Here is a 15,349-nt window from a genome sequence, read left to right as displayed (position 1 = left end):
AATCGCCTAGAAAGTTAAACAAATAAATTAACAAATTCATGGACGGCACTATTCTCAAGAAGCTCTTGATTAGCACAAACCTCATTAATTTTACGTAATTGTTTTTGTGAATAATGGGTACTGATGTTTTGCTGGAATTTATCAATGATTTGAGGGAATGCTTCCTCACGACGGAAACGGTGTCCTAAAGGATATTCACACTCAATAAGCTCAGATGATGTGCCGTCGTTGTAATAAACTTGAACAGCATTGGCAATCGAACGTTTTTCAGGATCTAGGTAATCGATTGTATATTGAGCGTTTTCCACAACCACCATTTTATTTCTTAACTCATCGATACGAGGATCTGCTGCCACATCATCTTCATAGTGATCTGCAATGATATCACCAAAGATAAGACCAATAGCTGTAATATATTGAAGGCAGTGATCGCGATCAGCTGGATTCAGAAGAGGTCCTTCCTTATCAATAATTCGTATTGCTGATTCATGTGTCGTAATTTGAATGCGTTCAATGTCCTGTAAACGATTTTTCACTTCATGGTGTAAATGAACGGCACATTCTGCAGCTGTTTGTGCATGGAATTCAGCTGGATAAGAAACCTTGAATAGTACATTTTCCATCACATAGGATGTCAGTGGTCTAGCAAGCTTTAATTCTTGTTTATTAAATAGAACGTCTTGGAATCCCCAGCCTGGTGCAGATAAGGCCGTTGCGTAGCCCATTTCGCCTTTCACAGCCATCATCGCTAATTGCACTGCTCTACTTGTTGCATCACCAGCAGCCCATGATTTTCTAGAACCTGTATTCGGTGCATGGCGATATGTTCGTAGGCTTGAATTATCAATCCAGGCATTGGACAATGCATTGACAATTTCCTGATGCGTGCCTCCTAATGCCTTTGTCACAACAGCTGTTGTTGCAATTTTGACAAACAGAACATGATCTAGCCCAACACGATTTAAGCTATTTTCGAGTGCTAAAATCCCTTGTATTTCATGTGCTTGAATCATCATTTCTAAAACATCTTTCACTTTAAGAGGCGCCTTACCCTCTGCCACACGCACGCGACTTAAATAATCTGCCACAGCTAATATGCCACCTAAATTATCAGATGGATGCCCCCATTCAGCCGCAAGCCAAGTATCGTTGTAATCTAACCAACGAATCATACACCCGATATTAAAAGCGCCTTTTACTGGATCAAGAACATAGGAAGTTCCAGGAACACGTGTACCATTAGGAACGACTGTGCCTGGTACTACTGGACCAAGAAGCTTCGTGCATTCAGGATATTGTAAGGCCAAAATGCCACAGCCTAAAGTATCCAATAGAACATAGCGTGCCGTTTCGTATGCCTCTTCACTTGTAATCTTTGTATTTAGTACATAATCCGCAATATCTGTAAGTAATTGATCTGTCTTTGTTATGTCATTTGTTTTAATCATCTATATCTTCCTTTCAAGGCTTAAGTTTGATATACTAGTTTGCTGATGGGCATTGGTCAGAATGCCCATTAGCTTTATGGCGAGTTGTTAAAACTTGATTATACCGACAGTTTTTCAAGGTTATGACGCTCGCCAATATAATTGACACGAGGTCTGAATAATCGATTATTGTCATGCTGCTCAATCACATGGGCACATAAGCCAATTGTTCGTGAGCCAAAGAAGATTGGCGTATAGATTTCAATCGGCAAACCAAGCATGTAGTACACGGGTGCTGCATAATAATCTAAATTTGGATACAACCCTTTCTCCTGTACCATCACTTTTTCACCAGCTTCACACATGTGATATAAGCGATCATCCCCTTGCTCTAAACATAATTTGTGCAAGGCTTCTTTCATAATTTGCGCTCTTGGGTCCATCTTTTTCATATAGACACGGTGGCCAAAGCCCATAATCTTTTCTTTATTTTGTAGCTTGTTTTTCAACAATGCTTCAAAGCCTTCTACTGTTTTGGCTTCAAGAAGCATGTACATGACTGCCTCGTTAGCCCCTCCATGTAAATTCCCTTTCAACGATGCGACAGCTCCCGTTAAAGCGCCATACAAATCAGATTGTGTAGAAGCAATGACACGAGCCGCAAATGTTGAATTTGGCATCTCATGCTCACTATATAAAACGAGTGACTGATCAAAAATTTCTTCTTCTAACGCAGTTGGCTTTCTGCCCGTAATCATGTAATAAAAATTGGCACTATAGGAAAGTTGACTATCCGGCTCGACAACCTCTTGTCCATTTAATACACGATAGCTATTTGCTACGATGTTGGGCATACCTCCTAAAAGTCTATATGCTCGCGATAAATTCATTTCAGTCGAACGATCATTGATGTGCTGATCAAAGCCTGCTAAAGCGGAAATTCCTGTTCTAAGCCCATCCATCGCATGTGTTTCATTGGGCAATAGCTTGAAAATTTGAAATAGCTCTTGAGGAACCTGATAATGAGCTTTCAATTTGTCCTGTAGATCAGCCTGTTGCTCGGTAGTTGGTATTTCTCCATGCAGCAATAAGTAAACAATATCTAAATACGAATATCGCTGAGATAATTCAATCAAGTCATAGCCTCGAATAACTATTTGACTTCCTACAGTGTCTAAAAAAGATAGCTTTGTTTCAGCGGCAATGATTCCATCAAGACCTGGTGAATAATTTAACTCCATTTAATGACAGCCCCTTTGTTTAATTATTCTTGTAAGCGTTACCATTCAAACACGACAGAACAACAAAAAAACAACTCCTATCCCTTTCTAGAAGTTGTTAATCTACAAAAGCATGACAGACCAAAAAAACAGTGAATTTACATGAATTCACAATCATGCAGTAGCTAACACCTCCCTATCCTCGTAGGTCAATTGATGCTTTTTTTCGTGGCAGGTCTCCTGACTTATGATCAACGCTCCCATAACACCTTCCCATTTTGACAAACAAAACAGTGGCTTTGTTTTCGAGCTCCTAAATACAGTTGCGGGACAGTGTTGGACTCTCACCAACTTCCCTTTTAATCAAATAGAATCAGCTCCCATTTGAACCACCAAAATTTAGCATATTCAATTTGTCTTTTTACCTTAACATAGAGTTTTCAAAACAATCAATATAGGTAAAATTCAGAAAAGACTGATTATAAAAAGCTATTTTTCATCTTTGATGAACTATTCTGCGTTTTTTAGCAATATTTTGTACAAAAAAAGATTGTGCATCTATCCCAATACATCCAATTTTAAGCATTACAAGGAAAATAGAGGTTTTTAAAGGAAGAAAGGCGAATCGTTTCTTATGATCTATAGGAGGGACCAATATGGGATATATTACAGAGTTAAGGAAATACATCGGTAGTAGACCAATTATCAGTATTGGGGCGACCATTCTTGTGGGTAACGATGACAAGCAAATTCTCTTTCAACATCGATCAGATACGTTGGATTGGGGATTACCTGGCGGTGCATTGGAACTAAAAGAAACGTTAGAGGAAGCTGCTGCTCGTGAGCTTCATGAAGAAACAGGACTTGTAGCGAATGAATTTGACTTGGTGGGTGTTTTTTCAGGGCCAGATTATTATTTCCAATATCCAAATGGGGATGAGGTCTATACAGTTATTCATCTTTATATTGCGAAAAATGTAAGGGGTATATTGGAGATGAAGGATGATGAGAGCTTGAAACTTACCTATTTCAGTAAAAATGAGCTACCAGATCAACTTGAGAAAAGAACGAAACTGCTATTAAACAATCTGGAAGATACATTGTGGGATTTAGGTAGTTCTTTTGCAAAGGATATTCTTTAAATAACAAAGAGCATGCTTTTTATTCAAACATGCTCTAATCATTCTTTCTTGGGTATTATAGTCTAACCTTAACCTCAGTACCGTCCTGAGCTTTGACATCGACTAGCACGAGCCCTTTATAATTTTGTAGCTCCTTGATAATCGGCTTGAGCATTTCTTTGTCGATGAGCGGAAAGGTAAAGTCTATTTTCTTTTGATCGAAGTATGCCTTTGTCCACTTATTAACTTGTTGCTGAATCCATTTGGAAGTTAAAATGGAGAGGACAATGGTTAACACAGCATAGGGAACAGGGACAGTAAAGCGAACGTCTTTTGCTTTCACTTTTACATGCATCATTCGTCGCCTCTATTCAATGAAGACTGCAACGGTATCTCCGTTTGCCGATTTTATATCTACAATTTGTCCATCTAGTTCATTTTCGATCGCTTCAAGAAGAAGATTGATGTCGATATCTTTCACGTATTTTTCCGATTGTGGAATACTCGCTGCGATGCTGTGTCCAGCCATGAGTACGGCTTTGACAAGTTTAATCGGCAAATTCACCGTGACATTATCATTTTCGGTGGATACAACACGGACCTTTAATGTTTTATCTAAATACTTTGTTTTTTCCACAAATTTGTTTCCTGATTCCTCTTTCTGTTGTAACACTTGAATCAGCTCTGAACCTTTATCCGCATCAATTTTCCCCTCTTGAATCATGGTTAACACTTTCGTAATTTCCTCTTTCATGGTCTATTCCTCCCTATTCGTCTTTTAAAAGCTTTATGGCTTCATCCGTTGTGATTTCACCATTTTCCAACATGCTTACAATTTTTTTCTCGTCTACTTCATTTTTCTTCTTTTGAGCATAGCCAAGGGATGAAATAATGTCGTTTAGCTTGCCTCGAACTGTTGGATACGAAACCCCCAGTTCCTTTTCAACCTCTTTAATGTTTCCTCGACAGGTTAAAAATACTTCCACAAAATGAAGCTGATCGTTTGATAAAGATGCGAGCTTAGATAATTCAAATTCATTTTCAATCGTCGTGTGACAATGAGAACACTGTAACTTGGTAATTTTCAAAGTTTTACTGCAGACAGGGCAATTTGTGATTACTTGATAAGCCATAGTGAACTCCTTCCTTTAAGTTAAGTTGATTATATAACAAAGAATTTAAAGAAGTAAATAATAAAAATTAATTATTTTAATTAAAACATAAATAAAGTTAATTTTACAATTGATATTATTAATTTTATTTCTAAATTACTTTAATAATTAAGAAAACCCCATTTTGAATTTTTCAAAATGGAGTTTCTGTTCAATTTGGTCTATCCTTCTTTTTTCTTTCTCGCGGGTGTGATGGCAAAATAGCATTGTATAATTCTTGTGAAGCGGGATGCTGATATACTCCATCCTTCCCAATCTCCTCCACGAGCTGACCATGCTGCATCACTAGGATGCGATCTGACATAAAACGTGTGGCTTGTAAATCATGTGAAATGAATATATAAGCAAGCTGTAGCTCTTTTTGCAGTGATTGTAATAGTTCTATAATCGTCTTTTGCAAAATCATATCAAGACTACTAATGGCCTCATCTAAAACAATCAGTTTCGGCTTTAATGCAAGAGCTCTAGCGATGTTGACTCGTTGCTGCTGTCCCCCACTTAGCTGTGAGGGATAGTTTTGAGCCATTGCCCACTCTAACTCTACACAGTCTAGTAATTCCCTTACCTTCTGTTGTCGCTCTGCTTTGCTAAAATGCTCGAAATTCAAAAACGGTTCTTCGAGTATTTCGAAAATCGTCTGTTTTGGATTAAATGAATGATAGCTATTTTGAAAAACAGCCTGTAAATTTCTTCGTATCATTTTTTTCTCTTTGCTGGGTGCTTCGTATAAATTGATACCTTGAAAGAGCAGCTCTCCGTTTGTTGGTCGTTCAATCCCTAAAATAATGCGTCCTAATGTGCTTTTTCCAGAACCACTTTGACCGACGATTCCGAGACATTCTCCCTCCTGAAGTGAAAATGACATCTTTTGTAATACAGGAATTTTTTGTCCTCGTTGAAATAGGGCTGGTCTTTGAGCATAATGCATGTCTATATTTTTCACGTCTAGCAACGTCATTTTTTTCACCTCTAAAATAGCATTCTTGCTTGTAAAAGCTTCTTTGTATAGGGATGCTGAGGCGCATCAAAAAAATCAAAAACATTCGTTTGCCCAATGATTTCTCCTTGATACATCACAGCCACATCGTCAGCAAGTTCAGCAATGACACCTAAATCATGCGTGACAAGGAGTATGGCAGCATCTGTTTCTGAGCGAATACGATCAAAAAGTGTTAATACTTGTTTTTGATTGATAGTATCAAGAGCAGTCGTAGGTTCATCTGCAATGTAGAGAGAGGCTTGTATCGCCAATGACAGGGCAATCATCACTCGCTGTAGCATGCCTCCACTTAACTGAAAAGGATAGTAGGACAAAAGCTGCTCTGGATGAGGTAAATGGACTTTATTCAAAGCATCAAGGGCAATCTGTCTCATTTCCTTTTTGGTCAGCTTAAAGTGTGCTTTTAATGTTTCTCGAAAATGACTTTCAATCGTTTGAATACGATCGAATACAGTAGATGGGTTTTGCAAAATCATCGAAAGATGCCGGCCACGGTAAGCTCTCAATTTAGCAGCTGAAACGTTCAGTAAATTTTCTTGCTGATAGAGTACTTCACCTTGGGTGACTTGTGCTAAGGACGGTAATGTTTGCATGATGGCATGGCAAAGCATGGTCTTTCCACTGCCACTTTCTCCTATAATTCCTAAGACTCTCCCTTTATAAGCTGTCAGATTGATAGAGGTTAATATATTTTTCTCCCCCATTTTGACTGTGAGGTCTTTCACTTCTAAAACTTTCTCCATAACTTCCCCTTTACTAGTCAAGCTTTTTTAAACGATTTGCTAACTGATTAAACAATAACACAACAAGGATGATGGCAAGTCCAGGATAAAGCATTAATTCAGGATGCTGCCGCATGTATTGCTTTCCTTCATTGATCATCATGCCCCATTCTGGAATCGGTGCCTGCACGCCAAGTCCGATAAAGGAAAAGCCCGCAATTTCTAAAATCACCTTCCCGATATCTAATGCAACAATCGTGACAATAGATGGCAGTATATTGGGTATATAATGGCGTCTAATTAATTGGATACCTGTAGTGCCTGAAATCCTTGCAGCTTGAACAAAGTCTTTCTCATTCATGCCGATACACAAACTTCGGACCATTCTTGCATAATAAATAAGCTGTGTAAAAATGAGTGCTATTATAACATTTTTTAAGCTAGGGCCTAATATACCTAATAGCCCAAATGCAAGTACCAGTGTTGGAAAGGCTAATAAAATATCACATAGTCGAATAAAAAGAAAATCGATTAAGCCCCTTTTCAACGCTACAAAAGCACCTAGTAGGATAGCTAAAACAATGGCAACTAGCTGAATGACGAGCGCTGATCCTAATGAATAACGAATACCTAAAAGGAGGCGTGACAAGATACACCTTCCTAAATGATCTGTACCTAATGGATAGTCCCAAGATGGAACCGAAAATTTCTTAGCTATATCGACAGCTAAAGGATCATGTGGCATTAAAATTGGCGCAAATAGCCCCGACAAGCCAATGATAACAAGGAGCGATAGACTAATGAATCCTGTCAAATTGCTACTTTTTGTTCGTACGAAGTTCATTTTTAATCTCTCCTGCCCTTCATCATTAGATGAGGGTCCAATAAACGATGCAATATATCTGTGCATAAATTGGCAAGCACATAGATAACAGCGATAATTAATACATAGCATTGTACAACTGGGTAATCCCTGTTCATAATGGATTCGATTAAGTACCTGCCGAGTCCTGGCCAGCTAAAAACCTGCTCCACAATGACGGCTCCACCTAGTAGATTCCCGAGGGTCATGCCTAACAGGGATGTCAATGGAATAGCAGCATTTCGCAACACATGACGGATAAGAATCACAGAGCTTTTTAATCCTCTTAACTGTGCATATTGAACATATTGCTGCTGTAATTCTTCTAGGATGGTTGAACGGATAAATTGAACGAACAAGCCAATTGTTGGTAAAGCCAGTGTGAATGCGGGTAAAACTAAATGAGATAGTGTGCCCTTCCCATTTGTCGGAAAGAATCCTAATTTCAAGCTAAATAAATAGAGTAGTAGGAAACCTAGCCAAAAGGTTGGAATCGACACACTCAGGATGGTAAAGAATCGAATGATTTTATCGATGATGGTGTGCTTATACAATGCGCTTATCACCCCGAATGGGATACTTAGCCCTAAAATGAGGACAAACGCAGCAATCGCTAATTCAATGGTTGCGGGTAATTTCGCAAATAGCTCATGTGCCACGGGTAATTTACTAACAAAAGATGTTCCAAAATCCAGCTGTAATACGCCTTTTCCCCATAGTAAATATTGAAGAAGAAACGACTTGTCCGTCCCTAGTTCTTCACGTAATGCCTGAATGGCTTCCTCTGTTGGCGCAACTCTTGCCAAACGTAGTATGACTTCAGCAGGCTCTACTGGAACGAAACGAATAAATACAAAGGTTAGGATGGAAACGCCTAATAAGACAAAGGGCAATGTCAAAATTCTTTTTAAACAAAACATCCATGTCGACTCATACATGCTGTCACTTCCTACTCAATCCTATGATAAAGAGAGAGCTGTCTCTGCTAGACATACTCTCTCTTCCACTTTTATTTTTCTGTAGCCATTTGTGCATAAGGTATATCGTATTCAGATGCACGTGGGGCAAAATCCTTTAGATATGGTTGATAAATCACATTATTTGTTTCGTAAGATATTGGATAGAATAGTGCTTGGTCATGGAACATCGTTAAAATATCCGTATAAAGCTGCACGCGTTCCTCTTCATCCGTGCCTATTAATAATTGGTGGATTTTCGTATCGATTTCTTTGGCGTTTGGTAAGCCTAATTTCGCCTCATACACACCACTAGCATTTGGTGTAGCTGATTCATTTGCAAAGCTATGAGGGTCTGTTGGCGGTCCATTGGTACGCCAGAAATTAATATCTACCTGGTCATCCATCAATTTTTGTAGACCGACCATCACATCTGCACCTTCTAAATTCAACTGTACGCCAATTTTTGCTAATTCACCTTGCATTAATTCTGCCATTGGTTTTTGAATCGCATCGGATGCAATGTAAATTAAATCTAATGATAATGCTTGTCCGTTTTTCGAACGAATTTTTTCTCCATTCTGTAACGTCCACCCTGCCTCATCTAGCAATTGTTGCGCTTTTTCTGGATTGTATAAAATAGGCGCTAAATCTATATTGGCATAAGGAATTGCATCCCAGAACAATGTGTTTGCCACTTTTTCTGTACCATGTGTAATACTGTCTACCATTTGCTCCTTATTAATAGCATATTGAATGGCTTGACGCACCTTTAATTCAGCTAACGGGCCAGATTGTGTATTGAACAGCAGTGCTTTTGTAGACAAAGGCTCAGAGGTAGCTGTTTTATATTTCCCACTGTCTTTTAAATACGTATAGTTATCTAAACTAATAATGCCACGACCATAAATTAAATCTAATTCTTCGTTTTCAAATGCTAATGAAATAGATTCTGAATCAGGGATAATTTTTACTTTTATTTGTTCTACTAGTGGTTTTTCTCCCCAATAGTTTTCATTGCGACTAAATAATGCATATTCGTCCTTTTTGTATTCAGTTAACACCCATGGACCAGTCCCGATCGGTTCCTTGATAGAATCTTGCGTCGTATCGCCTTCTGGGAATCCGTTATCCCCTAAAAAGCGGAAAGGTCTGACAAAGGCAAGTTCGTTTAAGACAGGATAATAGGGTTCATCCAATTGCAGACGAATGGTAAAATCATCTACTTTTACAACCTCTTTCATATGGTTGACCATGCCCATCCAAGAATGCATGTCTCGATTCGCTAATACGGCATCAAAATTACGAATGACATTATCGGCATTAAAAGCAGTTCCATCTGAATACTTCACATCTTTTCTTAAATGGAAAGTATACGAAGTTTTGTCCTCTGAGATGTCCCAGCTTTCTGCTAGCTTTGGCGTAACCGTGCCATCATCATTGTATTCCACCAAGGATTCATAGACCATGGCTTGGGCAGTCATTTGATTCGGTAAATATGTATGAGGATTCAATGGACCGACATCTAATGGCCAGCCAATTGTTATCATTTTTTCATTTGTTTGCGGTGTCGCTGTCTTCCCCTTTTCTTCATCCGTGCTTGTACAGCCAGCAAGTAAACTGAACGTCAGCACAAGCAGTAAAGGAAGTAAATACTTAGTCAATCTCATTTTCTGTCTCCTATCTCTATTCGTAGTGCAAATAAATCTACTTGTTAAAGAAGAGAGGGCATAAAAAAACCTTATTCTAAAAAAGAATAAGGACAGAAAAACTCACGATGAGCAAGTCTCCATCCATCTCCCTATCTTTCGTAGATCATCAATGAATCTTCTTACAAGCAGGCATTCTGGCTCATGAATCATAATTTTGCTTCACCTTCCCAAGTACTTACTCAGTGGTATTTGAAACAAAACTCCTCATTTACAGCTGCGGGACAGCATGGGATTTTCACCCATTTTCCTTTTAATTGAATGAAAGACGAATTCATTCAAACTTGTAATGATTGCTATGAAATTAGTAATAAACATAACATGCTCCCATGTTCACGTCAATTTTATTTTCTGAATATAATAAATTTCTCCAAACAACATAAAAAGACCAGGTAACTTACCCTGGCCTTTGTTATCTTTTGGAGAGTAGATGTAGTAGATTAAATAAATCATTTCATTATCTTGATGTAGATTGTTGTACGGCTTGACGCAATGTTTTAGTAGCAGCAACCATATTGGCTAAAGCTGCAACGGTTTCGGTTTCTTTTCTTGTCTTTAAGCCACAATCTGGATTCACCCAAAATTGTTGGCGATCAAGAACCTGTAAACTATCTTTCATAATAGTGAGCATTTCTTCCTCACTTGGTACACGTGGGCTATGAATATCATAGACACCTAAACCTATTCCTTTTTTATAGGGTTGCACTTGTAGTGACGTGATGAGTTCCCCATGGCTTCGAGATGTTTCAATGGAAATCACATCTGCATCTAGTGCGCTAATCGGTTCGATGAAATCATTAAATTCGCAGTAACACATATGTGTATGGATTTGTGTTTCATCTTTGACACTAGATGTAGCAAGCTTGAAGGAATTGACAGCCCAATCTAAGTAAGCCCCCCACTCTTCTTTTCGAAGCGGTAAGCCTTCTCTTAGTGCTGGTTCATCCACTTGAATAATCGAAATACCTGCGTTTTCTAGTGCTTCCACCTCTTTGCGAAGTGCTAATGCAATTTGATAAGCGACATCTTGACGGGAAAGATCATCGCGTACAAACGACCAATTTAATATCGTCACAGGCCCTGTCAGCATGCCTTTTACAAATCGCTTTGTTAGGCTTTGAGCATAGGCTGATTCTTTTACGGTAATGGGTGAGGCCCACGCAACATCTCCATAAATGATCGGAGGCTTCACACAGCGTGACCCGTATGAAACGACCCATGCTTTTTCTGTAAAGGCAAAGCCAGTCAGTTTTTCACCAAAATATTCTACCATGTCTGTACGCTCAAATTCACCATGAACGAGTACATCGATATCTAGGTCCTCTTGTATAGTGATCCAGCGCTTAGTTTCCTCTTCTATAAATGCCTCGTAGTCTTCATTTGCTAGTTGTTTCTTTCGCCAAGCATTACGATTTCTTTTCACCTCATCAGATTGTGGGAAGCTACCGATTGTAGTCGTTGGAAATAGCGGTAACGCTAAGGCCTGTTGTTGCATATTTTGACGTTGCGTAAAATCACTTTGTCGTTCAAAATCTTGCGTTGTCACAGTTTGAACAGCTTGATGAATCAACTTGTTTTGGCGGATTGGATGATTTTTTAGAGCCTCAATCGCCTTCATACTTTCTGAAAAATTATGTTGTAAGGAACCATCTTTATCTCGTCTAAATTTAGTCAGCCCCGTGATTTCTACGATTTTTTCATCTGCGAAGGCCAAAGCCTGCTTTAAAACAGGGTCAAGTTCATTTTCAAGAGAGGTTGTGATTGGAACGTGCTGTAGGTTACTTGATGGTTGAATCCATAGCTCTTCGGCATGACTTAGCTGTTCAATGGCTTGAATCGTTGCGTTGACCTCTGCAAGGTTTGAACGCCAAATATCACGGCCATTTACAACCCCAATTGCCAATACTTTGTCCTGAGGGAAACCAAATTGACGCAGTGACTCCATATTCCCTTTATAGCCATGAACAAAGTCTAGGCCAAAACCTTGAACAGGCAGCGTAATCAATGTTTCATAGGCACATAATGCTTCAAAATAAGTCTGTAGCATAATCTTAGCCCCTGGAACGGCAACGGCTAACTGGTCGTAAATTTCTTGCACCAGCTTTATCTCTGCTGGATCAAGAGTTGTAACAAGGGATGGCTCTTCTAGCTGAATCCAAGTGGCACCTGCATCCACTAACTCTTTTAATACCTGCGTATAGAGCGGTAATAAGGCTAATAAGTATTCAACCTGTGTTAATTTGTTGTAGCCTTTTGTTAACTTGCAAAATGTATAGGGACCAATCAATGTCGGCTTCGTGATGATCCCGAATGCTTCTTTCGTCTCTAAAAAGTCAGCTAACACTTTATTTTCTGTTAGTTGTAAGGTTTGTCCCTCATACTCAGGAACAATATAGTGATAATTGGTATTAAACCATTTTGTCATTTCACTCGCTACGGCTGTTTTATTCCCTCTTGCTACACTGTAGTAGGTATGTAAATCGACTTTACCACCTTGCCAGTTAAAGCGTTTTGGTACTAGACCAAACATCAAAGCCATATCTAACATTCTATCGTAATACGTAAAATCACCAACTGTCACCATTTCGATACCCAATTGTAGCTGCTTGTCGATTCTAGCTAAACGAATCTTCTTTAATCTTTCCTCAAAGTCCTCTTCAGAAAGTTCATTACGCCAAAATAATTCTAATGCTTTTTTCCATTCGCGATCTTCCCCTATATAAGGGTAACCAATGAGTGTGCTTGTATAGGTCATGTTTTAATCTCCTTTTTAGAAAAAATAAAAAGCCATTCTCCTATTTGGAAAATGGCTGCATGTTAAAATTATGAATGCTAAAACAATACGAAAAAGTATCTACTTTTGCATAAACATTATCGCACAGTGCCTATTTGGTCACTTTTCACCACCTATTTCCACGTAGGTATTTGGTGTGTACTAGAAATTGGCAGGTCTCCTGGCTTTTCATCAACACGCCTCACAGCCTTCCCAGTTTCCCCAGTGGCATTTGTGATTTGCTCCGAATTACAGTTGCGGGACAGCGTCGGATTTGCACCGACTTCCCTTTTAAGCCAAACTTTCATTTGGCACCAAGTCTTACACATTATTCAATTATGCTCCTACTATAGCATACATTTCAGAATAGTAGAAATTATTTTTAAACAATTATATAAATTATTTCTATAAATATTCTAGGAATTATTAAATATCTCCGCTAAGATAAGGCTACATTGTATTCTGTTAAAAAATTTGTTACTATAAATAGACAATTATGAGAGGACTGATGAATGGACGATGATGAACTAAACTATATTTTTATTTGAATTGAATGATTTCAAACCAAAATATAGGGTTAGTCTATCCATTTTTAACAATCAGTTTGCATTTTATTTGTCATGATACGAGTGGCAAATCGACTTTATTCAGTGAAAGACTAATCCTTCCAATGCACGATTGGAGGGATTTTTTTCTTGCTCTCATCGTTGAATCTGTACCTTTCATCTACTCGTAAAGGAGAGAGATAATATGAGCGATTCAGATACTATTGTGACGCATGTAATACTCCGTATAAGTCGTTAATATCCATCTACTTATACGGAGCAATGGAGCATAGATGGGTAGACCGACTTTGTATGAAAAGGAAAACTATTGCAATACAAAGGAGGAATTATCATGTCCATGATACAAGTACAAAACCTAACTTTTTCTTATCCAAGTAGCTTTGACAATATTTTTGAAGGGGTAAACTTCCAAATCGATACCGATTGGAAACTTGGATTTATCGGGAGAAACGGACGAGGTAAAACAACATTCTTTCAGTTGCTATTAGGCAATTATGAGTATAGCGGAAAAATCATCTCTTCCGTAGACTTTACTTATTTCCCCTACCCCGTTTCGGATCCAAATAAATATACACACGAAATTTTTGAAGAAATTTGCCCTCAGGCAGAGGATTGGGAATGTTTACGTGAAATAGCTTATCTACATGTAGATGCGGAGGTTATGTATCGTCCTTTTAAAACATTATCCAACGGTGAGCAAACAAAGGTGTTGCTTGCGGCGTTATTTTTGACAGAGGGTCAATTTTTATTAATTGATGAACCTACCAATCATCTCGATACGGATGCACGAAAGACGGTCTCAGATTATCTTCGTAGGAAAAAAGGATTTATTTTAATTTCGCATGACAGAGGCTTTTTAGATGGCTGCGTTGACCATATTTTATCGATCAATAGAGCCAATATTGATGTTCAAAGTGGTAATTACTCATCTTGGAAGCTCAATTTTGATCGACAGCAGGAACATGAAGAAGCAACCAATCAACGACTGCAAAAAGATATCGACCGATTAAAACAGTCCTCAAAGCGTTCGGTAGGTTGGTCTAATCAAGTGGAAGCCTCCAAAAACGGGACAACCAATTCAGGTTCCAAGCTGGACAAAGGCTTTGTTGGACATAAAGCAGCCAAGATGATGAAACGAGCAAAGAACCTGGAATCCAGACAACAAAGAGCTATTGAGGAAAAATCAAAACTGCTAAAAAATGTTGAAAAAACCGAGTCATTGAAAGTAGAGCCATTGGCATGTCCATCAAAAGAAATGGTTGTTGTCACGGATGTATCGATTCAATACGATGACCATATCGTGAATAAGCCCATTAGCTTTCAAGTGGCACAAGGTGATCGCATTGTTATAGATGGCAAAAATGGAAGCGGAAAAAGTAGTATTCTAAAACTTATTCTAGGCAAGCCCATCCAACATACAGGCGCCATTAAATTAGCTTCAGGTCTGGTCATTTCCTATGTTCAACAGGATACATCCCATTTGAAGGGGTTATTATCGGCATTTATTGAAGAGCATGGTATTGATGAGACGTTATTTAAATCAATCCTGCGCAAGATGGATTTTGAGCGAATTCAATTTGAGAAAGACATCTCTCATTATTCTGGTGGGCAAAAGAAAAAACTGCTGATTGCTAAAAGCTTGTGTGAGAAAGCTCATTTATATATTTGGGATGAACCACTCAATTTTATTGATATCTATTCACGTATGCAGATTGAAGAGCTTATTCAAAGCGCTCATCTCACAATGGTGATAGTTGAGCATGATCAGGCATTTCAACAAGCCGTGGCAACGAAAACGATAGCTTTGTAGTGAAGAGAAGA

General features: G+C 38.5%; 13 protein-coding genes and 3 riboswitches. Of the genes, 2 read left to right on the top strand and 11 right to left on the bottom strand.

What is annotated here, in order from left to right; genetic code table 11:
- Positions 1–14: 14 nt before the first annotated feature.
- Together prpD and mmgD are read right to left on the bottom strand one after the other, a co-directional pair.
- Positions 15–1,448 (bottom strand): 2-methylcitrate dehydratase, encoded by a 1,434-nt coding sequence (gene prpD / locus MHB40_RS12455; RefSeq protein WP_342440526.1) that lies wholly within the window; start codon positions 1,446–1,448, stop codon positions 15–17.
- 98 nt (positions 1,449–1,546) lie between these two features.
- Positions 1,547–2,668, bottom strand: coding sequence for a citrate synthase (gene mmgD / locus MHB40_RS12450; protein ID WP_342440525.1), 1,122 nt, complete (start codon positions 2,666–2,668; stop codon positions 1,547–1,549).
- A 191-nt stretch (positions 2,669–2,859) separates the two neighbouring features.
- Positions 2,860–3,056: riboswitch (cobalamin riboswitch) on the bottom strand.
- A 247-nt stretch (positions 3,057–3,303) separates the two neighbouring features.
- Here mmgD and MHB40_RS12445 point away from each other — a divergent pair.
- The gene (locus tag MHB40_RS12445; RefSeq protein ID WP_342440524.1) at positions 3,304–3,789 is read left to right on the top strand and encodes an NUDIX hydrolase; all 486 of its coding nucleotides are present in this window, start codon (positions 3,304–3,306) and stop codon (positions 3,787–3,789) included.
- Positions 3,790–3,844: 55 nt separating this feature from the next.
- Here MHB40_RS12445 and MHB40_RS12440 read toward each other — a convergent pair whose 3' ends face one another.
- From MHB40_RS12440 to metE, 9 genes are all read right to left on the bottom strand, one after another.
- Entirely contained in the window at positions 3,845–4,126 is a 282-nt protein-coding gene (locus tag MHB40_RS12440) for a hypothetical protein (protein ID WP_342440523.1), read from the bottom strand.
- A gap of 9 nt (positions 4,127–4,135) precedes the next feature.
- A complete protein-coding gene (locus MHB40_RS12435; RefSeq protein WP_205443560.1) occupies positions 4,136–4,522 on the bottom strand; it encodes a hypothetical protein in 387 nt (128 codons plus the stop codon).
- 13 nt (positions 4,523–4,535) lie between these two features.
- A complete protein-coding gene (locus tag MHB40_RS12430) occupies positions 4,536–4,901 on the bottom strand; it encodes a DUF2089 domain-containing protein (protein WP_342440522.1) in 366 nt (121 codons plus the stop codon).
- A gap of 190 nt (positions 4,902–5,091) precedes the next feature.
- Positions 5,092–5,898, bottom strand: coding sequence for an ATP-binding cassette domain-containing protein (locus MHB40_RS12425; protein ID WP_342440521.1), 807 nt, complete (start codon positions 5,896–5,898; stop codon positions 5,092–5,094).
- Positions 5,899–5,909: 11 nt separating this feature from the next.
- The gene (locus MHB40_RS12420; RefSeq protein WP_342440520.1) at positions 5,910–6,683 is read right to left on the bottom strand and encodes an ABC transporter ATP-binding protein; all 774 of its coding nucleotides are present in this window, start codon (positions 6,681–6,683) and stop codon (positions 5,910–5,912) included.
- A gap of 13 nt (positions 6,684–6,696) precedes the next feature.
- Positions 6,697–7,506 carry an ABC transporter permease subunit gene (locus tag MHB40_RS12415; protein WP_342440519.1) on the bottom strand — a complete coding sequence of 270 codons (810 nt, stop codon included), beginning with the start codon at positions 7,504–7,506 and terminating at the stop codon, positions 6,697–6,699.
- Positions 7,507–7,508: 2 nt separating this feature from the next.
- Positions 7,509–8,462, bottom strand: a complete 954-nt coding sequence (gene nikB / locus MHB40_RS12410) for a nickel ABC transporter permease (RefSeq protein WP_342440518.1) — start codon at positions 8,460–8,462, stop codon at positions 7,509–7,511.
- Positions 8,463–8,533: 71 nt separating this feature from the next.
- Positions 8,534–10,150 carry a nickel ABC transporter substrate-binding protein gene (gene nikA / locus MHB40_RS12405; protein ID WP_342532402.1) on the bottom strand — a complete coding sequence of 539 codons (1,617 nt, stop codon included), beginning with the start codon at positions 10,148–10,150 and terminating at the stop codon, positions 8,534–8,536.
- Between the two features lie 148 nt (positions 10,151–10,298).
- Positions 10,299–10,492: riboswitch (cobalamin riboswitch) on the bottom strand.
- 154 nt (positions 10,493–10,646) lie between these two features.
- A complete protein-coding gene (gene metE / locus MHB40_RS12400; protein WP_342532401.1) occupies positions 10,647–12,944 on the bottom strand; it encodes a 5-methyltetrahydropteroyltriglutamate--homocysteine S-methyltransferase in 2,298 nt (765 codons plus the stop codon).
- Positions 12,945–13,115: 171 nt separating this feature from the next.
- Positions 13,116–13,296, bottom strand: a riboswitch (cobalamin riboswitch).
- Positions 13,297–13,859: 563 nt separating this feature from the next.
- On the opposite strand from metE, the gene MHB40_RS12395 reads away from it, so the two are divergent.
- Positions 13,860–15,338: an Lsa family ABC-F type ribosomal protection protein gene (locus MHB40_RS12395; RefSeq protein WP_342532400.1), complete on the top strand. Its 1,479-nt coding sequence runs from the start codon at positions 13,860–13,862 to the stop codon at positions 15,336–15,338.
- Positions 15,339–15,349 lie beyond the last annotated feature (11 nt).

It is taken from the genome of Lysinibacillus sp. FSL K6-0057 (assembly GCF_038630885.1).
Lineage (GTDB): Bacteria > Bacillota > Bacilli > Bacillales_A > Planococcaceae > Lysinibacillus > Lysinibacillus fusiformis_F.
This window is presented reverse-complemented; position numbering and strand designations above follow the sequence as displayed.

What these genes read in the sequence shown, in the direction of transcription:
- prpD (WP_342440526.1), bottom strand. Translation starts at nt 1,448, where the DNA reads ATGATTAAAACAAATGACATAACAAAGACAGATCAATTACTTACAGAT.
- mmgD (WP_342440525.1), bottom strand. Translation starts at nt 2,668, where the DNA reads ATGGAGTTAAATTATTCACCAGGTCTTGATGGAATCATTGCCGCTGAA.
- MHB40_RS12445 (WP_342440524.1), top strand. Translation starts at nt 3,304, where the DNA reads ATGGGATATATTACAGAGTTAAGGAAATACATCGGTAGTAGACCAATT.
- MHB40_RS12440 (WP_342440523.1), bottom strand. Translation starts at nt 4,126, where the DNA reads ATGATGCATGTAAAAGTGAAAGCAAAAGACGTTCGCTTTACTGTCCCT.
- MHB40_RS12435 (WP_205443560.1), bottom strand. Translation starts at nt 4,522, where the DNA reads ATGAAAGAGGAAATTACGAAAGTGTTAACCATGATTCAAGAGGGGAAA.
- MHB40_RS12430 (WP_342440522.1), bottom strand. Translation starts at nt 4,901, where the DNA reads ATGGCTTATCAAGTAATCACAAATTGCCCTGTCTGCAGTAAAACTTTG.
- MHB40_RS12425 (WP_342440521.1), bottom strand. Translation starts at nt 5,898, where the DNA reads ATGACGTTGCTAGACGTGAAAAATATAGACATGCATTATGCTCAAAGA.
- MHB40_RS12420 (WP_342440520.1), bottom strand. Translation starts at nt 6,683, where the DNA reads ATGGAGAAAGTTTTAGAAGTGAAAGACCTCACAGTCAAAATGGGGGAG.
- MHB40_RS12415 (WP_342440519.1), bottom strand. Translation starts at nt 7,506, where the DNA reads ATGAACTTCGTACGAACAAAAAGTAGCAATTTGACAGGATTCATTAGT.
- nikB (WP_342440518.1), bottom strand. Translation starts at nt 8,462, where the DNA reads ATGTATGAGTCGACATGGATGTTTTGTTTAAAAAGAATTTTGACATTG.
- nikA (WP_342532402.1), bottom strand. Translation starts at nt 10,150, where the DNA reads ATGAGATTGACTAAGTATTTACTTCCTTTACTGCTTGTGCTGACGTTC.
- metE (WP_342532401.1), bottom strand. Translation starts at nt 12,944, where the DNA reads ATGACCTATACAAGCACACTCATTGGTTACCCTTATATAGGGGAAGAT.
- MHB40_RS12395 (WP_342532400.1), top strand. Translation starts at nt 13,860, where the DNA reads ATGTCCATGATACAAGTACAAAACCTAACTTTTTCTTATCCAAGTAGC.